At 56.0% G+C, this 22,067-nt stretch carries 23 protein-coding genes and 1 pseudogene; 16 read left to right on the top strand and 8 right to left on the bottom strand.

Annotation, left to right across the window (positions count from 1 at the left end):
* The first annotated feature begins 4 nt into the window (after positions 1-4).
* From rseP to ACRZ96_RS02965, 9 genes are all read left to right on the top strand, one after another.
* A complete protein-coding gene (gene rseP, locus ACRZ96_RS03005; protein ID WP_170595683.1) occupies positions 5-1,357 on the top strand; it encodes an RIP metalloprotease RseP in 1,353 nt (450 codons plus the stop codon).
* Between the two features lie 91 nt (positions 1,358-1,448).
* Entirely contained in the window at positions 1,449-1,577 is a 129-nt protein-coding gene (locus tag ACRZ96_RS03000; protein ID WP_255612105.1) for a hypothetical protein, read from the top strand.
* A gap of 128 nt (positions 1,578-1,705) precedes the next feature.
* The gene (bamA, locus tag ACRZ96_RS02995) at positions 1,706-4,066 is read left to right on the top strand and encodes an outer membrane protein assembly factor BamA (RefSeq protein WP_170393133.1); all 2,361 of its coding nucleotides are present in this window, start codon (positions 1,706-1,708) and stop codon (positions 4,064-4,066) included.
* A gap of 6 nt (positions 4,067-4,072) precedes the next feature.
* Positions 4,073-4,657: an OmpH family outer membrane protein gene (locus ACRZ96_RS02990; protein ID WP_170393132.1), complete on the top strand. Its 585-nt coding sequence runs from the start codon at positions 4,073-4,075 to the stop codon at positions 4,655-4,657.
* A 72-nt stretch (positions 4,658-4,729) separates the two neighbouring features.
* A complete protein-coding gene (gene fabZ / locus ACRZ96_RS02985; RefSeq protein ID WP_170393131.1) occupies positions 4,730-5,203 on the top strand; it encodes a 3-hydroxyacyl-ACP dehydratase FabZ in 474 nt (157 codons plus the stop codon).
* Entirely contained in the window at positions 5,200-5,985 is a 786-nt protein-coding gene (gene lpxA, locus ACRZ96_RS02980; protein ID WP_170405636.1) for an acyl-ACP--UDP-N-acetylglucosamine O-acyltransferase, read from the top strand. Before fabZ ends, lpxA begins: the two co-directional genes overlap by 4 nt.
* 4 nt (positions 5,986-5,989) lie before the next feature.
* Complete coding sequence (locus ACRZ96_RS02975) at positions 5,990-6,784, top strand: LpxI family protein (protein ID WP_480814221.1); 795 nt, start codon at positions 5,990-5,992, stop codon at positions 6,782-6,784.
* Positions 6,784-7,941, top strand: coding sequence for a lipid-A-disaccharide synthase (gene lpxB / locus ACRZ96_RS02970; protein WP_480569653.1), 1,158 nt, complete (start codon positions 6,784-6,786; stop codon positions 7,939-7,941). Before ACRZ96_RS02975 ends, lpxB begins: the two co-directional genes overlap by 1 nt.
* A complete protein-coding gene (locus ACRZ96_RS02965) occupies positions 7,941-8,522 on the top strand; it encodes a cadmium resistance transporter (RefSeq protein WP_170393127.1) in 582 nt (193 codons plus the stop codon). Before lpxB ends, ACRZ96_RS02965 begins: the two co-directional genes overlap by 1 nt.
* Here the strand turns inward: ACRZ96_RS02965 and mnmA are convergent.
* Entirely contained in the window at positions 8,519-9,664 is a 1,146-nt protein-coding gene (gene mnmA, locus ACRZ96_RS02960) for a tRNA 2-thiouridine(34) synthase MnmA (protein WP_170405650.1), read from the bottom strand. The genes ACRZ96_RS02965 and mnmA overlap by 4 nt on opposite strands.
* A 130-nt stretch (positions 9,665-9,794) precedes the next feature.
* Here mnmA and sciP point away from each other — a divergent pair, with 130 nt between their 5' ends.
* From sciP to ACRZ96_RS02935, 5 genes are all read left to right on the top strand, one after another.
* Entirely contained in the window at positions 9,795-10,088 is a 294-nt protein-coding gene (gene sciP / locus ACRZ96_RS02955; protein ID WP_170393125.1) for a CtrA inhibitor SciP, read from the top strand.
* A gap of 84 nt (positions 10,089-10,172) precedes the next feature.
* Positions 10,173-10,889: a response regulator transcription factor CtrA gene (ctrA, locus tag ACRZ96_RS02950; RefSeq protein ID WP_170393124.1), complete on the top strand. Its 717-nt coding sequence runs from the start codon at positions 10,173-10,175 to the stop codon at positions 10,887-10,889.
* 125 nt (positions 10,890-11,014) lie between these two features.
* Complete coding sequence (gene ligA, locus ACRZ96_RS02945) at positions 11,015-13,267, top strand: NAD-dependent DNA ligase LigA (protein ID WP_480704769.1); 2,253 nt, start codon at positions 11,015-11,017, stop codon at positions 13,265-13,267.
* Complete coding sequence (gene recG, locus ACRZ96_RS02940; RefSeq protein WP_480704771.1) at positions 13,264-15,354, top strand: ATP-dependent DNA helicase RecG; 2,091 nt, start codon at positions 13,264-13,266, stop codon at positions 15,352-15,354. The genes ligA and recG overlap by 4 nt, the downstream gene beginning before the upstream one ends.
* A 110-nt stretch (positions 15,355-15,464) precedes the next feature.
* Positions 15,465-15,587 (top strand): hypothetical protein, encoded by a 123-nt coding sequence (locus ACRZ96_RS02935; RefSeq protein WP_255612104.1) that lies wholly within the window; start codon positions 15,465-15,467, stop codon positions 15,585-15,587.
* Between the two features lie 185 nt (positions 15,588-15,772).
* Here ACRZ96_RS02935 and ACRZ96_RS02930 read toward each other — a convergent pair whose 3' ends face one another.
* Entirely contained in the window at positions 15,773-16,411 is a 639-nt protein-coding gene (locus tag ACRZ96_RS02930) for a MarC family protein (RefSeq protein WP_170393121.1), read from the bottom strand.
* A 55-nt stretch (positions 16,412-16,466) separates the two neighbouring features.
* Positions 16,467-16,919, bottom strand: coding sequence for an iron-sulfur cluster assembly scaffold protein (locus tag ACRZ96_RS02925; protein ID WP_480704773.1), 453 nt, complete (start codon positions 16,917-16,919; stop codon positions 16,467-16,469).
* 48 nt (positions 16,920-16,967) lie between these two features.
* Between ACRZ96_RS02925 and hisI the strand changes: the two genes are divergently transcribed.
* The gene (hisI, locus tag ACRZ96_RS02920; RefSeq protein WP_170421534.1) at positions 16,968-17,357 is read left to right on the top strand and encodes a phosphoribosyl-AMP cyclohydrolase; all 390 of its coding nucleotides are present in this window, start codon (positions 16,968-16,970) and stop codon (positions 17,355-17,357) included.
* Between the two features lie 23 nt (positions 17,358-17,380).
* On the opposite strand, the gene gluQRS is transcribed toward hisI, so the two are convergent.
* The 4 genes and pseudogenes from gluQRS to ACRZ96_RS02900 form a co-directional block, all read right to left on the bottom strand.
* Entirely contained in the window at positions 17,381-18,226 is an 846-nt protein-coding gene (gene gluQRS / locus ACRZ96_RS02915; protein ID WP_480704775.1) for a tRNA glutamyl-Q(34) synthetase GluQRS, read from the bottom strand.
* Entirely contained in the window at positions 18,223-18,837 is a 615-nt protein-coding gene (locus ACRZ96_RS02910; RefSeq protein WP_170595665.1) for a class I SAM-dependent methyltransferase, read from the bottom strand. The genes gluQRS and ACRZ96_RS02910 overlap by 4 nt, the downstream gene beginning before the upstream one ends.
* 38 nt (positions 18,838-18,875) lie before the next feature.
* Positions 18,876-20,216, bottom strand: coding sequence for a methylenetetrahydrofolate--tRNA-(uracil(54)-C(5))-methyltransferase (FADH(2)-oxidizing) TrmFO (gene trmFO / locus ACRZ96_RS02905; RefSeq protein WP_170405674.1), 1,341 nt, complete (start codon positions 20,214-20,216; stop codon positions 18,876-18,878).
* Between the two features lie 251 nt (positions 20,217-20,467).
* Positions 20,468-21,262 (bottom strand): annotated as a pseudogene (locus tag ACRZ96_RS02900) (enoyl-CoA hydratase); the annotation flags it as partial.
* A 49-nt stretch (positions 21,263-21,311) separates the two neighbouring features.
* Here ACRZ96_RS02900 and ACRZ96_RS02895 point away from each other — a divergent pair.
* Entirely contained in the window at positions 21,312-21,755 is a 444-nt protein-coding gene (locus ACRZ96_RS02895; protein ID WP_480704777.1) for a PaaI family thioesterase, read from the top strand.
* Between the two features lie 59 nt (positions 21,756-21,814).
* On the opposite strand, the gene ACRZ96_RS02890 is transcribed toward ACRZ96_RS02895, so the two are convergent.
* On the bottom strand, positions 21,815-22,042 hold the full coding sequence (locus ACRZ96_RS02890; RefSeq protein ID WP_170393113.1) for a YjiS-like domain-containing protein: 228 nt from the start codon (positions 22,040-22,042) through the stop codon (positions 21,815-21,817).
* Between the last annotated feature and the right edge of the window lie 25 nt (positions 22,043-22,067).

The following is a 22,067-nucleotide window of genomic DNA, read 5'->3' as shown; positions in this document are numbered from 1 at the left end:
ACTTTTGGACATACTCTCTTTGATCCCGCAATTTGGCAATCTGCTCTACACGATAATAGCCTTCGTTATTGCGCTTTCAGTGATTGTCGCGGTGCACGAATACGGCCACTACATCGTTGGTCGGTGGTCTGGCATTCATGCCGAAGTGTTCTCGATCGGTTTCGGCCCGGTTCTATGGAGCCGCGTAGACAAGCGCGGCACTCGCTGGCAGGTCGCGCTGCTGCCATTTGGCGGTTATGTCAAATTCCTGGGGGATGCCAATGCCGCGTCCGGCAAAGACGTAGACGCGATGAGTGAGATCTCTGCACAAAGCCCGGAAGAGCTGCGCCGCACCATGCACGGCGCCCCGCTTTGGGCGCGTGCGGCTACTGTTGCGGCAGGGCCGGTCTTTAATTTCGTGATGTCGATATTGGTGTTTGGCCTGATTTTCTGGTCGCAGGGTGTTTCCCGTGAACCTTTGACTGTTGGCGCACTGCAGCCGTTGCCTGGTACAATTCAGGGTCTGCAGGAGGGCGATGAGATTATCGCCATCGCAGGCATTCCAACACCGGATTTCGATGACGCAAGCAACTGGTCCGATTTCATCAATTCGCTGCCTGTAGAACCAGAGCTGGACTATACGGTTATCCGAGATGGAGAGACCACTGATGTCGTGGCACCTTGGCTCTTTCCACCGCTAATCCAACAGGTTACGCCGCGCAGTGCAGCGATGGACATACAGTTGCAGCAGGGCGACGTAATCACGGCGGTAGACGGTGATCCGATCTTTGCGTTCGAGCAACTTAAGGAACATGTCGAAGGATCGAACGGGCGCGTATTGCTGTTGGATGTATGGCGCGACGGGGCGGATTTAGAATTTGCACTTGCGCCCCGACGCACCGACGAGCCGACGTCGGATGGTGGTTTCATCACCCATTGGCGCATCGGTATCGTCGGCGGCATGATGATCGATCCCGAAACCGTTCCAGCGGGCATTTGGGATTCGATCGAAGGTGGCGTGGTCCAAACCGGGCGCATCATCGAAGGCTCACTGTCGGGAATGTGGCACATGATCACCGGAGCGATCAGCACCTGCAACATTTCCGGGCCGATCGGTATTGCCGAAACCTCGGGTGCTATGGCCAGCCAGGGAGCTCAGAACTTCATCTTCTTTATCGCCGTATTGTCAACGGCGGTCGGGTTGCTGAACCTGTTCCCGATCCCAGCCTTGGATGGGGGGCATTTGCTATTCTACGCTTATGAAGCTGTGTCTGGTAGACCACCCAGTGATAAAGCGCTGAGGGTACTGATGGGGGTCGGTGTCACACTGATCCTGTCATTGATGCTTTTCTCGGTCAGTAATGATCTGTTCTGCTGATTAAGGCGATCTTGGCACCGTTCCGACGCAAAATTGCCGCAATTCAAGCCTATCTTATTGGGGTGCATCGATAAGTGTAGGCTTGAGTTCAATGACCAAGGCGTTTCAAAAATCCTATCAGAGTGTCAGCGTCCTGTTCCAGTTGAACTGGGATATGCTGCTCAGCTTTGCCGTGACCGCACTGGCCCTAGCTGTTGGTGGTTATCTGCTCGGTTTGTGATTCTCCTGAACATGTCTGACTTACGTAAAACGGCCTTATGGGCCGTTTTTGCTTTTTCGTCTTTTGACATGGCCCCACAATCGGGCTACTCAGCAGCTAAAGGCTGAAAATTCTGGGTAGTGATAAAAATGACTGACAGCAGGCGCACGGGCACATACTGCGGCTCGCGGGGGCGGAAAAGCAACATTTTGTGGCAGGCACTAACGTTCTTTTTCCTTTTTGCTACACCGGGTTTACTGGTTCTGACGCAGCCCGCACAGGCGCAATCTTACACCATCAACAGCTTCGAAGTTGAGGGCAATCGACGGATCGAGACTTCGACGATTATCGCCCGCACCGGAATCGAACCGGGGCAGACTGTTACGGCAGGACAATTGAATGATGCCTTCCAGCGTTTGCTTGACAGTGGTGTTTTTGAAACAGTCGAACTTACACCACGTGGCAGTACGTTGGTCATCGCGGTCGAGGAATACCCGACCATCAACCAGATTAGCATCGAGGGCAATCGCCGCGTAAAAGATGATCTCCTGCTCGAAGCGATATCGTCCCAAACCCGCCGCGTATTCACGCCTCAACAGGCCGAAGCGGACGCTGACCTGATTGCCGAAGTATATTCGGCGCAGGGCCGCGTATCCGCGACGGTTATCCCGCGCATCATTCGTCGCAGCGATAACCGTGTCGATCTGGTGTTCGAAGTCGCCGAGGGAACGACAATCGAGGTCGAGCGAGTCAGTTTTGTAGGAAACCGCGCGTTTTCGGACCGTCGACTGCGCCGCGTGCTTGAAACAAAGCAGGCGAACATTCTGCGGACCTTCCTTCGCGGCGACACCTTCATTGCCGACAGAATCGAATTCGACAAACAGGTGATCCGTGATTTCTACCTGTCACGCGGTTATATCGATTTTCGCGTCAATAGTGCCAATGTCGAATTCACCCGCGAACGGGATGCATTCTTTCTGGTTATGAACGTCACAGAAGGACAGCGGTTCTCGTTCGGTCAGATTACGACCGTCAGTGAGATCCCGGGTGTGGACCCGGCGCCTTATCAGGCGGCTCTGAAAGTCAAACCAGGTGTAATTTATTCTCCGACGGTGCTTGAGAACTCGATCGCGCGGATGGAGCGTCTGGGGCTGAAAAACGGCGTTGATTTTCTGCGGGTCGAGCCCCGGGTAACGCGTAATCCCCGCGATCTGACATTGGATGTCCAGTTCGTGCTAACCCGTGGCCCGCGTATCTTTGTGGAACGCATCGATATCGAGGGGAACACAACCACGCTAGACCGTGTGATCCGCCGTCAATTCGATACCGTTGAAGGCGACCCCTTCAATCCCCGTGAAATCCGCCAGAGCGCCGAACGTATTCGCGCCTTGGGTTTCTTCTCGGTCGCTGATGTGGAAACCCGCGAGGGATCGTCGCCAAGCCAGGTCATCGTGGACGTGGATGTCGAAGAACAACCCACCGGTTCGTTGAGCCTGGGTGGTAGCTACTCGGTCTCGGACGGTTTCGGGATCGCAATCGGATTGAATGAATCGAACTTCCTCGGCCGCGGGCAAAACCTGGGTATCACGTTGTCGACAGCTCAGGATTCTGAACAGTACGTTATCAACTTTACCGAGCCTTATCTGCTGGGCCGTAAGCTGCGCTTTGATCTTGGGCTTGGTCTGGCCAGCACCAATTCGAGCTTTGCCAGCTACGACACAAAAACAGTGTTCTTCCGCCCACAGCTGAGCTACGCGATTGGTGAATTGTCGGCGTTGCGTCTTCGCTATGGTTGGGATCGCAGCGAAATGACCCAGCAGAGCAATGAGCGGAACGGCGCTGTCATCTCATCAGAGATCGATCAGGGGAAACGAACCAGCAGTTCTCTGGGTGTATCCTACGTATACGATAGCCGTATTGGTGGCCTGAACCCCACAGCGGGCGTCCTGTTCGAAGTCGGCGTGGATGCTGCTGGTCTTGGCGGGGACAACGAGTTCTTCAAAACCACGGCACGGGCGATAGCCCAGAAACGCGTCCTCAACGAAGAAGTCGTATTGCGCGCGACGCTTGAATTGGGTGCACTGAACTGGACCGGGGACGATTTCAGCCGCACGCTCGACCGGTTTGTTCTAGGTCCTAGCACATTCCGCGGGTTTGAGCCTGCTGGTATCGGGCCGCGTGACCTTTCGAACGGGCAGGACGATGCCATCGGCGGCAACTACTACTGGGTTGCTCGTTTCGAATCGGACTTCCCGCTGGGGCTGCCCGAAGAACTGGGGCTGCGTGGCGGCGTCTTCTACGATGTTGGCAACCTCTACAATCTCAACAACGTCAACACCGCTGGCGCTGATATTGTTGGTGAAAGCGGTTCGATCCGGCATGTTGTAGGGGTATCCGTACTGTGGGAAACACCGTTTGGTCCGCTTCGCTTCAACTTCTCGCAGGCCCTCAAGAAAGAGGACTTCGATAAAGAGCAAAGCTTTGACCTGACCGTTCAAGCCAGGTTCTGATCGCGAATGATCACCGAAGTTAAGAACATCCTGCAGGGCCCGCTAAGGGCCCTGTGCGTTTTGGTACTTGTAGCTGTAGCAATGCCGCTGGGTGCGCAGCAATTGGGCGTGCCACAAACAGACGTTCTGACAATCTCCAGTGAGCGTTTGTTTGCAGATTCCGCCTTTGGGCAGCGCGTCTTTCGCGAGATTGAAGCCGAAAGCACCCTTTTGGCTGAAGAAAACGAACGGATTGTGGCGCAGTTGAGCAAGGAAGAAAAAGATCTGACCGAAAAGAGGTCAGATCTTTCAGCGGACGAGTTTCGCCCGCTTGCCGAAGCTTTTGACGAGAAAGTTCAATCACACCGTGACGGCCAGCGCGCCAAACTGGACGCATTAGCGCGGCGCGGCGAAGAGGCGCGTGGTCAGTTTTTTGAAATGGCGCAACCGGTGCTGATCGAATTGCTGCGCGAATTTGGCGCCTCGATTGTGATCGAGCGGTCCAATGTGGTTCTAAGCACGGACGCCTCAGATATTACCAACGCTGCGATCGCCAGGATCGATGCCGCAATCGGCGACGGCGCTACACTTGAAAACAATAACAACGAATAGGCTGGCTTGCCCTTGGGTACGGGTATTGCTAACCACGCTTGAAAGAGACATCCAGAACAGGACATCCGCACCATGACCACGGAAACCAAGAGCGCCGACATTCAGCTGATTCAGCGTATATTGCCGCATCGCTATCCGTTTTTGTTGGTCGACAAGGTTGTGGATATCGATGGCTATCAATCAGCGGTGGGCATCAAGAATGTCACCATGAACGAGCCGCACTTTCAGGGCCATTTCCCCGGAACTCCGATCATGCCTGGCGTGACCATTGTCGAGGCGATGGCGCAGACTGCAGGGGTTATGCTGGGTGTCGGCATGGATGTAATCGACAGCGAGTTGCTGATCTATTTCATGAATATCGACAAATGCAAATTCCGCCGCAAGGTCGTACCTGGCGATGTTCTCGAAATGCATGTCGAAACTGTACGCGGTAAGAAAGGTGGCAAGATCTTCAAGTTCAGCGGCCGCGCGACAGTCGAGGGCGAGGTTGCTGCCGAAGCTGAATTTTCGGCCTATGTCGACTGGGACATGGAAAAAACAACATGAGCGGTATTCATCCCAGCGCCATTATCGAAGACGGTGCGCAGATCGGGCAGGGTTGTACGATTGGTCCATTCTGCCATATCGGTCCGCAGGTCCGTCTGGGCGATCGGGTCGAATTGAAATCCCATGTCGTAGTCACCGGCGATACGTCAATTGGTGATGACACAGTGATTTTTAGCTTCGCAGTAGTCGGTGAAATCCCACAAGATAAGAAATTCGGTGGTGAGAACACACGCCTTGAAATCGGTGAACGCAATCGCATTCGCGAGCATGTGACCATCAACACCGGCACGGATGGCGGCGGTGGTATCACCCGGATTGGCGATGACTGCTTACTGATGGCCGGTGTCCACGTGGCGCATGATGTACAAATCGGCAACCGGGTCATTCTGGTGAATCACGCTGGCGCGGCTGGTCACTGTATTATCGAGGATGACGTCATCGTTGGTGGAATTTCGGGCTTGCATCAGTTCGTGCGCGTAGGTCGCGGTGCCATCATTGGCGCGCTTACGATGGTCCCGAATGATGTGATCCCATATGGGCTTGTTCAGGCGCCTCGGGGCGAGCTGGATGGCTTGAACCTGGTCGGTTTGAAACGGCGTGGTGTAACGCGTGAGGATATCTCGGCATTGCGCGCGGCCTTCAAGGAACTGTCAGAAGGAGACGGCACCTTCATGGATCGCGCCACCCGGCTGGGCGAGGATGCAGACAACGAATATGTGCGCCAGATCGTCGAATTTGTGACGGGGCAAACAGACCGTTCGTTCCTGACCCCGAGGAAGTAGGCCAATGCTGGCATTGATCGCAGGAACTGGCGCTTTACCAGACGAGGTGGTCAATTGTCTGCCAAACCGCCCGCTAATCTGCGCTCTGGAAGGGTTTGAGCCCGATACACTGACCACCGACTTGGTTTTTCCATTGGAGCAACTGGGTAGCTTCATCGCCGATCTCAAAGCCCGCGGCGTGACCGAGATTTGCATGGCAGGGGCAGTGCGTCGTCCGACTGTCAATCCAGCTCGCATTGATGCAGCGACGATGCCGCTGGTTCCGATCCTGCAAAAGGCCATCATGGCCGGTGACGATGGCGCATTGCGCGCGGTCATTGGTATATTTGAGGATGCCGGTTTGACGGTCCGTGCGGCGCATGAGATCGCGCCGGATTTGCTGCCGCCGCTTGGCTCATTGACCGAAGCCCAGCCTTCTGAAGCGGATCACGCCGACGCAGATCGAGCGGCAGGAATCCTGCGCAACATGGGGGCGGCGGATATCGGTCAGGCTTGCGTAGTACTGAAATCCCAAGCGTTGGCGATCGAGGGCATCTATGGCACCGCATGGATGCTGCAATCCTTGACACAGCGCCCCGACGCGGGCGGTGGCATTCTGTACAAAGGTCCAAAGCCGGATCAGGACCGGCGCGCAGATATGCCTGCCATCGGACCCGACACCGTGTCAGCAGCCGTCGCTGCGGGCTTGTCTGGCATTGTCATTGAAAAGGGCGGCGTCATCGTTTTGCAACGCGATCGCGTGATTGAAGAATGCAATCGCCTTGGTCTGTTTCTTTATGTCCGCGAGCGCACGGTCTGATGCGCGTTTTTCTGGTCGCCGGTGAACCTTCGGGCGACCGTTTAGGAGCCGCGTTGATGGAAGGTCTGCGTACCCTTTTGCCAGAGGTGCAGTTTGATGGGGTTGGCGGGCCGCTAATGCAGGCGCAGGGGCTGACCAGCCGATTTCCCATGTCCGAACTCAGCATTATGGGGTTGGTCGAGGTTCTGCCCAAGTTCTTTCACCTGAAACGCCGTATCGCTGAGACTGCTCAGGCAGTTCTAGACACGAAGCCTGATGTACTGATCACTGTCGACAGCCCGGATTTCTCGTTGCGTGTGGCTAAGCTGGTAAAGGCCTCCAGCGAGATTCGCACTGTCCACTACGTTGCCCCCAGCGTCTGGGCCTGGAGACCGGGGCGCGCAGACAAGATGGCGAAAGTAATCGATCACGTCCTTGCGCTGTTACCCTTTGAACCGCCTTATATGGAGCGGGCAGGGATGGAGTGTGACTTTGTCGGCCATCCGGTTGTGAACGAACCCATTGCGTCCGATCAGGATATCCAGCGATTCCGCGCGGCTCACGATCTGGGCGACGCGCCCATCGTGCTGGCTTTGCCCGGCTCTCGACGGGGTGAGGTCGAGCGGCTGGCTCCGATCTTTGGCGCTGCTTTGCAGGAATTTCTGAAAGACCGCCCCGGTATGCGCGTGGTCGTGCCCGCAGTTGCACATATGGTTGATGCGGTCGTCGAACAGGTTCGGAACTGGCCGGGGAATCCGATAGTTGTCGATCCGCGGGAATTGCCCTCGGACGACGCGCAAGCGCAGAAACGGGCAGCGTTTGCCGCAGCTGATCTTGCATTGGCTGCATCCGGCACGGTCTCATTGGAACTGGCCGCGCAGGCAACACCGATGGTGATCGCCTATAACCTCAACTGGCTGACCACGCTGATCGCAAAACGAATGGTTAAGCTGGACACCGTCACACTGGTCAATCTGGTCTCGGAGACACACGCAGTACCCGAATGTCTGCTGGATGAATGCCAACCGGACAAGATCGCTTCGGCGTTGGAACAGGTGGCCGCCACCCCCGACGCCCAACATCAAGCCATGGCGACGACGATGGAGCGTCTTGGTCGCGGTGGCGAAGCACCGGGTTTGCGTGCGGCAAGGTCCGTTTTGGACAGAATGAAATCGTGATGCTGGATCATGTGATCTTTGCTGCTTCTGCCTTCATGGCGCAGGTTTTGACCAATCTCGACAACCTTGCAGCTCTTGTAGCGTTGATGATGGTGTCTGGTCCGCGCCGGACCGTTGCGGGGTTCCTGCTGGCGCAGATGTTAATCATCGCTGCCGCCTTATTGTTGGCCTTGGGTGTCGATGATGTGGTGCCACATTGGGCTGGATATCTGGGCGTGATACCACTTGGCCTCGGGCTGATCGGAGTTATCCGTCAGTTCCGCGGATCGGAGACCGAGGAGGCCCCTCAAATATCCACGGGTGCTTCGACATTCGTCACCATGCTGCTGTTCATAAGTCTGTCGATGGACACGTTCGCTGTGCTTGCGCCGCTATTGGCCGACTCAGCCCCCAGCTATCGGATTGCGGGTGTCACCGGCGCGGTGGCCGCAGCGCTGACGCTGACCATGCTGGGGCTTTGGGGTGCACAATCCCCAATCATGACCGGCGGTTTCGCACGTCGGCTTGAGAAACTGGTGCCTTACGTGATGATTTGTGCCGGGATCTATATCCTCAGCAACTCGTGGACTGACGCGATTTAGTAACCGCGCCAGATCCAGCCGCCGCCAAAGATACGGCTGCTATCGGTTTCGTAGAACACACAAGCCTGACCCGGAGAGATACCTTCCTCGGGCGTCAGCAATTCAACCTCGGCTGTTGTGTCCGAAAGGGGGCGAATAATCGCCTCACGCGGGGGGCGGGTCGAGCGGACTTTGACCGAAACATGCCATTCGTTCTTTGACGTGAACGGTTCGTCTCCCAGCCAATTGATCTCGCGCACGGGAACGGTTCTTGTGGCCAACATCTCTTTGGGGCCGACAACAACCTGTTTCTTGTCCACATCCAGCTTGACCACATACAAAGGTTCGCTGAGACCACCGATACCGAGCCCACGACGCTGACCGATCGTATAGTGAATCACCCCGTTATGCTGCGCCAGAACGCGGCCATCGGCGTGTACGATCTCACCGGGTTCTGCGGCTCCGGGGCGCAGTTTTTCGATCACGCTGGCATAGTTTCCGTTGGGCACAAAACAGATGTCCTGACTATCCGGCTTGTCCGCAACGGCGAGCCCATATTGTGCCGCCATCTCGCGCGTGGCGTCTTTGGAGGGCAGGTGGCCAAGCGGGAAACGCAGGAAATCCAACTGTTCCGGTGTGGTCGAAAATAGGAAATAGGACTGATCGCGATTTGCATCCTCAGCGCTATGAAGCTCGGCGCCATTGGGGCCCATCTTTCGCTGGATGTAATGGCCTGTGGCCATGCAGTCGGCCTCAAGGTCCTTGGCGGTCTCAAGCAAGTCCTTGAACTTCACCCGTTCATTGCAACGGATGCAGGGCACCGGAGTCGCGCCGGCAAGATAGCTGTCGGCGAATTCGTCGATTACAGCGTCCTTGAAGATATTTTCATAGTCCAAGACGTAGTGAGGGAACCCGCGTTCTTCCGCCACGCGACGCGCATCGTGGATGTCGATTCCCGCACAGCACGCGCCTTTCTTGGCCAACGCCGCACCGTGATCGTAAAGCTGCAGAGTAACACCTACGACATCATAGCCTTGATCAGCGAGATGGGCCGCCACAACAGAGCTGTCCACACCGCCGGACATGGCCACGACAACCCGCGTTTCCGAGGGTGGTTTGGCAAAGCCAAGCGAGTTCAGCGGGGTCTCGGTATCGAGGGCCATAGGCGGTTCCTGTCCGGGTTAAGAAAGACCGGCAGAATATAAGAAAATTCTACACACTCTCAAGGGGCGGTTTCACGCCCTTTTAAGTAGGCTGGGTGCAGCTTTGTCGCAGCAGCAGAAGGTATGAGAGATGTATTTGCACAAAGTGGAAGGTCCAAGGTCGGTCACCCTGCCGGACGGGAGCGTGCTGACACGCGCCGATTTGCCTCCTGCGGATACGCGGCGCTGGGTGGCGTCGCGCAAGGTGATCGTCGTGCGTGGTGTACTTTATGGGTTGATTTCGTTGTCCGAAGCCAAAAAGCGCTATGGCATCAGCGATGAAGAGTTCAACTCGTGGGTCTCAGCAGTTGCTGAGCACGGGATCGATGCGTTGAAGGTGACGGCCTTAAAAAAATATCGACAACTTAAAGGTGAAAGTGAATAAATGATTCAACGGTAACGTCAGATTAACCATTTTTATTCAGGCTCAAATCAGTTGAAGAATTTGACCTAAATTGGAGCAGTGAACATGCGCATACTTCTTGTCGAGGATGATCCAACCACGTCCAAAAGCATCGAACTGATGCTGACACACGCCAATCTCAACGTGTATGCGACGGACCTTGGCGAAGAAGGCATCGATCTGGCCAAGCTATATGATTACGACCTCATCCTGTTGGACTTGAACCTGCCGGATATGAACGGCCATGAAGTATTGCGCCAACTGCGCATAGCACGGGTAGAGACACCGATCCTGATCCTGTCGGGCGCTGATGACACCGAAAGCAAGATCAAGGGATTTGGATTTGGAGCAGACGATTATCTGACCAAACCTTTCCATCGCGAAGAGCTGGTGGCGCGCATTCATGCGATTATCCGCCGCTCTAAGGGGCATTCTCAATCCGTGATACACACCGGGCAGGTCGCCGTAAATCTGGATGCCAAAACCGTAGAGGTGAACGGAAAAACCGTACACCTGACAGGCAAGGAATATCAGATGCTGGAACTTCTGAGCCTGCGGAAAGGAACAACACTGACCAAAGAAATGTTCCTGAACCATCTCTACGGCGGCATGGATGAGCCCGAGCTCAAGATTATCGATGTCTTCATCTGCAAGTTACGCAAGAAACTCAGCAATGCGACCGGCGGTGAGAATTATATCGAGACGGTCTGGGGCCGTGGATATGTCCTGCGGGATCCACAAGCCAACAACATGGGTGAAACCCGCATGGCTGTGGGCGCTTGACCTGATCTGATAGCTGCCGTCGTTGGTCTGGGGCGGTAATTCCACTCGCGTTTCAGCACAACACTGGACCTGACCATGGCCTCGTCCTATCACTGGTTTTCAAGACGATGTGACAGGGCGGGGCCATGAGCGATACCACAGCAATCGCAGATCTGACAGAAGATGAAGCACGGGAAGAATTGGCCCGGCTCGCCAACGAACTGCTGCGGGCAAACCAGCTTTATCACACTGAAGATGCTCCAGAAATTTCGGATGCCGACTATGATGCTCTCAAGCGTCGCAATGCCGAGATCGAGGCGCGATTCCCCGAACTGAAACGCTCCGACAGCCCTACTGAACAAGTGGGCGCACGCGTTTCAGATGGATTTGCAAAAGTGACCCACGCCGTGCGTATGATGTCACTGGGCAATGCGTTTGATGACACGGATGTTGCCGATTTTGACCGCTCGATCCGCAAATATCTGGGACTGGGAGATGAGGCACCGCTCGCCTATACAGCTGAGCCCAAAATCGACGGCCTGTCATTATCCCTGCGGTATGAGCAGGGTGAACTGATGCAGGCTGCAACACGTGGTGATGGTGAGACCGGTGAAAACGTTACCGCAAATGCGCGTACGCTTTCCGATATTCCACACCGAATTGAGGGTGCACCAGACGTTCTCGAGGTCCGCGGCGAGGTATACATGTCTCACCATGATTTCGAGGCTTTGAACGCACGTCAGGTCGAAACAGGTGGAAAGACCTTTGCAAATCCGCGCAACGCTGCGGCTGGTTCGCTCCGTCAACTGGATTCCGAAATAACACGATCTCGCCCGCTGAAATTCTTTGCCTACGCCTGGGGTGAACTGTCTGCACCGCTAGCTGAGACTCAGATGGGCGCAATTGATCGCCTCAAAACCTTGGGGTTCCAGGTAAATGCGCTGACAAGGCGTTGCTCAACGACTAATGAGATGTTGGAACATTACCGTCAGATTGAAGCTCAGCGCGCGACCTTGGGCTATGACATTGATGGGGTCGTATACAAGGTCGATGATCTGAGTCTGCAGGCCCGGCTGGGTTTCCGATCTACCACGCCCCGCTGGGCGATTGCGCACAAGTTTCCTGCCGAACTGGCTTGGACGCAGCTTGAGGCCATCGACATTCAGGTGGGTCGTACGGGCGCGCTTAGCCCGGTAGCGCGGCTGCATCCGGTAACCGTTGGCGGGGTAGTTGTTTCGAACGCGACCCTACACAATGAAGATTATATTGCAGGGCGGGACGCCAAAGGCGGAGTCATTCGTGAGGGCAAGGATATTCGCGTTGGAGATTGGGTTCAGGTCTATCGGGCCGGGGATGTGATCCCGAAAATCTCGGATGTTGATCTGTCGAAACGACCCGATGATGCGCGGCCCTTCGCTTTCCCGACGAAATGCCCGGAATGTGGCAGCGATGCGATCCGGGAAGAGGGGGATGCGGTCCGCCGCTGCACAGGGGGGCTGATATGTCCAGCGCAGGCGGTTGAAAAACTCAAACATTTCGTATCGCGCAAGGCGTTCGATATCGAAGGGCTTGGCGCAAAACAAATCGAGATGTTTTATGGCGATCCTCTTCTGCCAATAAATACACCCGCTGATATATTTACATTGAAAGATCGCGACACCGAAAACCTGGCTCGGTTGAAAAACCGCGACGGCTGGGGCGAGACATCGGCCAGCAACCTGTTCGCAGCGATCGATGATAAGCGGACCATACCGTTCGCCCGTCTGTTGTTCGCTCTGGGGATTCGTCATGTGGGCGAAGTTGGTGCGCGTGATTTGGCGTTGTTTTATCGGGAATGGGATGTAATGGCGGCCTCCATTGATACGGCCCGGCCTGCCGCGCTTGCGCAGCGTGCAGCCGATGAAGCGGAAGACGCCGAGAGAATCGCGGCTACTGCAGAAGCGAGACGCGCGAAAGTTAAAGAAGTTCGGGATGCGGCTTTCGCGCGAATGGATGTTTCGACAGATGCCGCCAGCGCCTGGGCTGATCTGATTGGTATCGACGGAATCGGCGCCACGCTCGGGTTGTCACTATCTGATGCGTTTGCCAATTCGGAGGAACGCCAAGCATTTGATGATCTGCGTAAACATCTGACGGTTGTTCCACCAGAGGCTCCTGCGTCGGACAGTCCGGTCGCAGGAAAAACCGTCGTGTTTACGGGAACGCTTGAAAAGATGACACGCGCCGAGGCCAAGGCCCGCGCCGAAGCGCTGGGGGCCAAGGTATCCGGCTCAGTCAGCCAGAAAACTGATTTGCTCGTGGCGGGCCCGGGCGCAGGGTCCAAGGCGAAAAAAGCGGCTGATCTGGGCATCGAAACCTTGGATGAAGATAGCTGGCTTCAACTGATTGGCGATCTATGAGCGGTAGGCCTGAACAGCTCTTTCCGCTGTTTGCGGGTCTTGAAACACTAGATGGTGTGGGGCCGAAGACCGCGCAGCTTTTGGGCCAATTGGGGATCGATTCACCGCGCGATGTATTGTTTTCGCTACCCTATGCGGTGATTGACCGGCGGCGACGCGATACGATTCAGGGCGCCGACCTTCCAACGACTCTGACTGTTGAGGTGACGATCGGCACGCATCGACCACCGCGGAACAAAGGGGGCGCATATCGCATTCATGTTGAAGACAGTCAGGCGGATTTCCAACTGGTGTTTTTTCATGCCCGAGGGGACTATCTGAAGAAGCTGTTGCCGGAGGGCGCACGCCGGGTGGTATCGGGAAAGCTTGAGCTGTTCGATGGCATGGCTCAGATGGTACACCCCGATCATATGGTCGCGCCTGAAAACGCAGGCGAATTGCCCGAGTTTGAGCCGGTTTATCATCTGACGCAGGGTGTGACGCAAAAAACTGCCTATAAAGCTGCTCAAAGTGCGTTGGCGCGAGTACCTGCACTGGCCGAATGGGCCGACCCTGCTCAGGTGGCACAACAGAATTGGCCAGATTGGACAACTGCTATTCACGCGGCGCATCACCCACAAGGGGCGGACGACGTAGCACCTTTTGCGCCTGCGCGGGAACGTCTGGCTTACGATGAACTGCTCGCACATCAACTGACGCTGGCCCTGGCACGACAGCGTGAGCGTAAAGCGCGGGGGATCGTCAGTCTCGGCACCGGTGCTTTGCAATCCAAGGTGCTGGCAAGCCTTCCATATCGACCAACCGGAGCGCAGACACGCGCGATCGAGGAAATCTCGGCAGATATGACCGCTGAGACGCGGATGAACCGGTTGCTTCAGGGCGATGTGGGGGCAGGAAAGACTCTGGTAGCATTTGTTTCGCTGCTTATAGCCGTCGAAGCTGGCGGGCAGGGGGTGATGATGGCCCCTACCGAAATCCTTGCCCGGCAGCATCTTGAAGGGCTGCGACCATTGGCAGAAGAAGCCGGAGTTGTGCTGGAAATCCTGACCGGGCGCGACAAGGGGGCTGAGCGTCGAGCGAAGCTGGCTGCGCTGAAGCAGGGAGATATTCAGATATTGGTCGGTACCCACGCGGTGTTTCAGGACGATGTTGAATTCAAAGCCCTAAGGCTGGCCATCGTTGATGAGCAGCACCGTTTTGGCGTCCGCCAACGCATGGAGCTGTCCGAAAAGGGCCAACGCGCTGATGTGCTGGTGATGACCGCTACGCCCATCCCGCGCAGTTTGGCGCTTGCGCAGTACGGCGATATGGACGTTTCGGTGCTGGATGAAAAGCCGCCGGGTCGTAAACCGATCAAGACCGCAGTCGTCAGCACGCAACGCATGGATGAAGTTGTGGCCCATCTGCGCGGTGCGATTGATGCAGGCAAACAATGCTATTGGGTGTGCCCATTAGTCGATGAATCCGAGGTCTCGGACCTGACTGCGGCTGAGGAGCGTTTCAAACGGTTGCGCGCGATCTTGGGGGACGATGTGGTGGGTCTGGTACACGGCCAAATGCCGCCCGCCGATAAAGACGCGGCAATGGCGGCGTTTCAGAGTGGTAAGACCAAAGTCCTTGTCGCTACTACGGTGATCGAGGTTGGGGTGAACGTGCCGAACGCCACGATCATGGTGATTGAGCGGGCAGAGATTTTTGGTCTGGCGCAGTTGCATCAGCTTAGGGGCCGAGTTGGACGTGGTGAAGATGCCTCAACCTGTTTGTTGATTTATCAGCCACCGCTTAGCGAGGGTGGTCGCAAACGGCTGGAGGTACTCCGAGAAACTGAAGACGGCTTCCGCATTGCCGAGACCGATCTGCAGATGCGCGGTGCGGGTGACTTGATCGGAACCGCACAATCTGGCCTGCCAAAGTTCCGGATAGCTGATCTTGAAAGGCAAGCTGGGCTGATGGCGGTGGCGCAATCAGATGCGCGCGCTTTGCTGTCCGCAGACCCCAAATTGACCTCGGATCGGGGGCAGGCTGCGCGTGTTCTTCTGTGGCTTATGAAGCAGGATCAGGCGATCCGTTTGATATCAGTGGGTTAGACCGAAAATCCCACTAAGTTCACAAATGTTCTCAAAAAGTTCTTTACCGACTCGTTAAAATATGAGAACAAAAGGTCAACAAAGGATTAAACCTGACCGGAGGTGAGACCATGCTGAGCCAGATCAAAACTGCCTTTACCCGTTCACAATCCACGATTTTGCAGGATGCAGCGGGCGCGGTTTCACTGGTTGTGATGCTGGTGGTTGCCCTTCACCTGCCAACCGGGTTCTGAGCCTTTCTGCCTGCGATCTCGTGCCGATCACACCGCGCTTGTCTCCCCGTCATAGTCAAGGGTGACCTGCCTGTCCCATTTCCCTTGAAGGGGCCTGCCTCGGCCCCGTGCGGTGATCCGGACCCTACATGAGAAACGCATGACTTGCCGCCGCCCTTTCCGCCCGGAAGGTGCGGCGGTTCTTTTTACAGCTGTCCGGTTTTGATGATTTCGATCGTGGCGGATAGAACTGAATTTACGGCGACGGATGCAAGGATCATCCCCATCACGCGGCTGATGATCGCCGCGCCGGAATGCCCGATCAACCGGATGATCGGCTCGGCCAGCAGCATCAGCACAAACGCTATGGCAATAACGACCAACATAACCAGTGCAGTGATGCTCTGATCGGCGACGCTGTATCGGTTGTTGTCCGTTAGAACCACTATCGCCAGCATCGCGCCTGGTGACGCAAGCGAAGGGACGGCCAAAGGGAAAATGGCCGGATTGGTCTTGTGCATTTTGTCGTCCAGGTCTTCTTCGGCCTGGCGCTGCTCGATCACCTGTTTGCTTTCGCCAAAGATCATGGTCAGAGCGAAGAGAAACAGAATAATTCCGCCTGCAACCTGAAACGAGTTAAGGCCGATATCCAAAGCCTCGATCACAAGTTGCCCAAAGATCAGAAAGAACAGCAGAATGCCTGCGCTGACCAACGCGGCCAGTAAAGCAGTTTTACGACGCGCACCCGTCGCGATCCCAGCAGTGACAGCGATAAAGACGGGGATGGTGCCGATCGGGTCGATCACGACCCAGAGCGTCACAAAATGTTCCAGCAAATTGTTCACGTTAGCCCCCCCAATCATTGGGGGCACCCTATACGGCTTTGTATGGAAAAGCCAATCAGGCGCAGTTGGCTTGTTCGGCCTGCTCCATCGCCTCGGCGGTCGCGTCAAGCGCCAGCAGGATTGACGCGTGGCGGTTCTTGTAGTCCCGCGCGGGTATCAGAACTTCGAGCCCGTCAAAGGGCGCCTCGGGGGCAGGGCCGTCTTTCTTCAGCATTGCGGAAAGCTGATCACGTGCGGTTTCGACCTGCGACCGCGTCGCCCCGATCACGGCGCTGCCTACGACCGAAGCCGAGGCCTGACCCAACGCACAGGCCTTGACGTCTTGCCCAAAGTCCACGATCCGCCCATCTTCGAGCTTGACGTCTACAGTCACGGTCGATCCACACAAAGGGGCTCGTTTTTTTACCGTCGCATCGGGATTATCCAAGCGATCCAGATGGGGAATATCCGCAGCTAGCGCCAAGATGCGTCCGGAATAGAGCTTGATCAGATCGGTTTCGCCGCTCATGGCTTTCCCTCGTTGTCCATTCCCCATACATAATGGCGGGATTCTGGGATGCAAAAGGTTTTTGCGATGGCTGACGCAGTCTTGTTCGATCCGTCGACACTAAAATTCAACGAGGCGGGTTTGATCCCCGCGATCGCACAGGACGAAGCGACGGGTGAGGTTCTGATGATGGCCTGGATGAATGCCCAATCCATCGAGCACACGTTGGAAACCGGACGGGTTACGTATTGGTCGCGGTCACGACAGGCGTTCTGGATCAAGGGCGAAAGCTCAGGCCACTTGCAGGCCCTGGTGGATTTTCGCGTCGATTGCGACAGGGATTGCCTGCTGGTTGTGGTGAACCAAACGGGGCCAGCCTGTCACACCAACCGGCGAAGTTGTTTCTACACGGCCGTCCGCGATGGGACCGAAGTCGAACTCATGAAGCCAATGGAATAGAGGGGCCTCTGATGGTGGTCAGGTCAAATGCCCACCATCTCTCTGATTTCAGCGGGAGATGCTCCTTGTTCGCGATAAAGCGAGATGGCGCGTGCGTCGTCACGTTTTGCGAGGCGTTTGCCGTTGTTGTCCCGGATCAGACGGTGATGATGATAAACAGGTGTCGGCAACCCAAGCAGCCCTTGTAAAAGGACATGTATCTGCGTGGCATCGAACAAATCCTCGCCCCGGACCACATGGGAGATGTTCTGGTCCGCGTCATCAACCACAACGGACAGGTGATACGAACTGCCCATATTGCGCCGAACGAGAATGATATCGCCAACCGCGTTCATGAGGTTGTGCGCATCAAGCTCATGCGTTCCCAAATACTTCGCACCAGTTTCACAAAATCCACGAAGTTCGGATGCCTTGATTGCCTTGTGCATGTTCAGGCGCAGAACATCACCAGCTGAAGCATTCGACAAAGGGCGGTCGCGGCACGTGCCTGGATAGATGCGCCCGTCAGGTCCGAACTGGGGTACACCTTCCTGCGGAGCACCGGCCGCAGATTCGATATCGGCACGATTGCAGCTGCAAGGGTAGACCAGGCCCGTGTTTTTGAGAATCTCCAATGCCTCTCTGTATCGCGGCAGCCTGTCCGACTGGCGCATCACCGGGTGCGGCCAGTGCAGTCCAAGCCAGTGCAGGTCGTCGTAGATCTGGGTTTCCCAACGAGACCTGGATCGCGATTGATCAATATCTTCGATCCGCAAAAGAAATGATCCACCCGCAGCCCGTGCCTGATCAAACGCAAGAAGCGCGGAATAGGCATGCCCTAGATGCAGCGGACCTGTTGGAGATGGTGCGAAACGCGTTGTGAATGTCACGTTTTTTCAACAACATAAACGTCAGATTTCATGTCCATACCCGGTAGGTGCGGACCGTATTCGCGGAATAACAGCCTTGCGTGACCCATGTCCAGCCAGTCGTTCAGCCGCCCGGTGTAAGTGCGGTCAGCCAAAGTGTGATCGTTGAAGGAAAACGCCAGATATCCGCCACGTGGCAGCGCGTTCATAAGTAGATCAAAGGTTTCAGGCGGCGCGGCACCAACACCGATGACGCCAATGCATGTTATGGCTGAGTAAGCCTCGGCCTCAATGGGGTTGGGATCAGTAACTTCGAAGTTTATCAAGTTGCGATAAACCCCCTTGGCAGCGGCACCTTCCAGCATCTTTGGTGTTGGATCCATCCCATCGATGACACGAAAACCCGCCTTGCGAAGTGCTAAACCCGACAACCCGGTACCGCATCCGTAGTCCAGCACCGGCACATCAGCATCTGAGACAAAGGATTTCAATGCTGCCGCAACACGGTCCGGGGTGACATATCCGTGCTCACCGACTTCATCATCGTATGAGGCCGCCCATTTTTGGTAGTGATCGTGCGTTTCCTGGGCAGAATTCAGATTGTATGTGTCTTTCAGAAACTTATCGCTCATACCTTACATGTTAGGCGCAGGCTGGGGGCGACGTCCAGTCAACACTGCTTTACCCAATCGCTCCAGACTTCTTTTGCGCGATCGGTATAGGCCTTGTAGCGGTCCTTACGGCCTCGGCGCCCCCCCTTCAGGCCGTCGACCGGGCGAAACAGACCGAAATTCACGTTCATCGGCTGGAAGGTCTTGGCTTCGGCGCCGCCCGTGATGTGGTGGATCAATGCGCCCATCGCACTGTCTTGCGGTACGTCGGGAAGGGATCGGCCTAGTATTTCGGCAGCGGCCAAACGGCCTGCCAAAAGGCCCATCGCTGCGCTTTCCACATACCCTTCCACCCCCGTAATTTGCCCCGCAAAACGAATATTTGGCCTAGACTTGAGCCGCATCTGCGCGTCCAGCAAAGTCGGAGAGTTGATGAAAGTGTTGCGGTGAATGCCACCCAATCGCGCAAAGCTGGCATTTTCCAAACCCGGTATCATACGAAATACCTCGGTCTGCGCTCCGTATTTCATCTTGGTTTGAAAGCCGACGATATTGAACAACGTGCCCAAGGCATTGTCGCGCCGCAATTGGACGACGGCATAAGGTTTTACGTCCGGTTGATGCGGATTTGTCAGGCCAACAGGTTTCATCGGGCCATGGCGTAAAGTTTCACGACCGCGCTCGGCCATAACCTCGATCGGCAGACAGCCGTCGAAATAACCAGCGGTCTCTCCCTCGTGGAATTCGGTCTTATCTGCAGCCAGCAGCGCATCAATGAAGGCTTCGTGCTGGTCACGATCCATCGGACAGTTGAGGTAGGCGGTGCGCTCTTCCTCAGTCTCGCCCTTATCGTAGCGTGACTGCATCCAGGCTTTGCTCATATCAATGCTGTCTGCATAGACGATGGGGGCGATCGCGTCGAAAAAGGCCAGCGCCTCGGCACCAGTCTCTGCGCGAATGGCTTCCCCCAATGCGGGCGAGGTCAACGGCCCGGTTGCAAAGATCCACTTTCCGTCTTGGGGTAGACTGGTTACTTCTTCCGCAGAGACCGAGACCCGTGGATGGGCCTTCAGCTTGGCAGTTACGGCTTCGGCAAAAGGATCACGGTCAACCGCAAGCGCGCCACCCGCAGGCAGGCGATGGCTATCTGCGGTCGTCATGATCAACCCGTTTGCCGCGCGCATTTCCCAATGCAGCAAGCCGACTGCATTCTGTTCATCATCATCCGATCGGAATGAGTTCGAACACACCATCTCGGCCAGATTGCCGGTCTGGTGTGCAAACGTGCCCACATTAGGACGCATTTCGTGGATCACAACATCCACGCCCATTTCCGCTGCCTGCCAGGCGGCCTCGGACCCGGCCATGCCGCCGCCCACGATATGCAATGTCTCTGTCATGGGCTGCCAAATAGGGCAGAGCAGCGCCATGCGCAATGCGCAGTAATCGCTTTAGTTCTGAGGGGGATTCTTGGGGTCGCCGCTGCGGGAATGTCAACGCCGGTGAGAGAAACCAGCTTGGAGGGACCTTCCGCCCACGGCGACCCAAAAGTATGGTCAGGCCTTGGCCTTGACCCAGCTTTGCCACAGTGTCGCCCTTTTGAAAAGTGAAAAAATGCGAACAGTCGGCAAAAATGTATTAAATAATTGCGTTACTGGTGCCAATCAGGCGGGCGCTTTTCGATAAAGGCACTAATTCCTTCCTCAGTATTCCGGTCCATCATATTCTGTGCCATTACCTCGGCGGTATAATCGTATGCCTGATCAGTCCGCATTGTAATCTGTTGATAAAAAGCGGTTTTACCGATTTTCACCGCACTGCTGAGCTTGCCTGCCAACTTCTCGGCCAACGCATTGGTTTCATCTTCCAACAAGTTCTCGGGAACCGCTCGATTGATCAGACCCAGCTCAGCCGCGCGTTCGGCGGTGATAAAATCACCGGTCGTGAGCATTTCAAACGCCTGTTTCCGCGGTATATTCCGGCTGAGAGCCACCATCGGAGTGGAGCAGAACAAGCCGATATTGACACCATTTACGCCGAACCGTGTACCCTCGGCCGCGATTGCCAGGTCACAGGTTGCTACAAGCTGACACCCTGCGGCAGTGGCGATCCCGTGCGCTTGGGCGATCACGGGTTGGGGCAGGGACTGAATGGACATCATCATCTTGGCACATCGGTCGAACAGATCCTGAAAATAGGAAAGCCCACCATCGGGTGCCTGCCGCCCCTGGGTCATCTGTTTCAGATCGTGCCCCGCGCAAAAGGCTTTCCCCGCACCGGAAAGAACAACAACACGAATCGACTTGTCTTCGCGCAGCGCATTGAACTCTGCCTGCAGGGCCGCCAGCATTTCATCGCTGAGGGCGTTCAACCGCTCAGGCGCGTTCATTCGAAGCCGTGCAATTGCACCTGTGTCGTGACGTTCCAGAATTGCCATCTTGCCCTCCCGCTGGCGTTCAGGCCAACTCTAGGCGGGCAGAGCGACGAGGGGAAGCATGTCATTAGCACTGAACAAGCAAGAATTGACGGAATACCTGGCGCAGGTGTTTCCACAGGTTCATAGCGACTTTGTGGTCGAGGATCTGACAGAAGCCAACATCACCATGCGCCTGAGGGTCGAAGACCGTCACCTGCGCCCCGGAGGCACAGTATCTGGTCCGTCCATGTTCGGGCTGGCCGATGTCAGTGTATATGCAATGGTTTTGGCACGGAAAGGTCGGCAATCTCTGGCTGTCACCACCAACAGTTCTCTGGATTTCTTGCGCAAGCCCGAAGGCGGGGCGGACCTGATTGCTGAGTGTAGGTTGTTGAAATTAGGTCGAACACTGGCTGTCGGGGATGTGCTGATTTACTCGGAAGGCTCTGACAAACCCGTCGCGCGGGCCAGCATGACCTATTCGCTTCCTCCAGAAGGCTCAGCCGCTGCTGCCTTTGGGTAAAAAAGGCCGGGGATAAACCCCGGCCAGGAAGAGGTCCCTTAGATGGGACTGGGGATAGTCTATTTCATCCAGAAATAGCGGCTGACTTCTGCATCTGCCCGATGGCGGGTCAGCCCGACATCGCGGAGCAGCCTGTCATCCAGCTTACCTAAGTTTACCCGGCTGCGGCGGCGTTGTTCCCATTGTGTGACCGACGCCGCAAACCGCACGGCCAGCGCGGCGATCAGCGGCAGCCGGGGGCTGTCGTTCAGCAGCAAGAGGGCGGGGTTGTGCATTGCGCGTGTCATCTTGGGTATCCTTTCAAATTGTATT

This window comes from Ruegeria sp. CF1, assembly GCF_056537445.1.
This window is presented reverse-complemented; position numbering and strand designations above follow the sequence as displayed.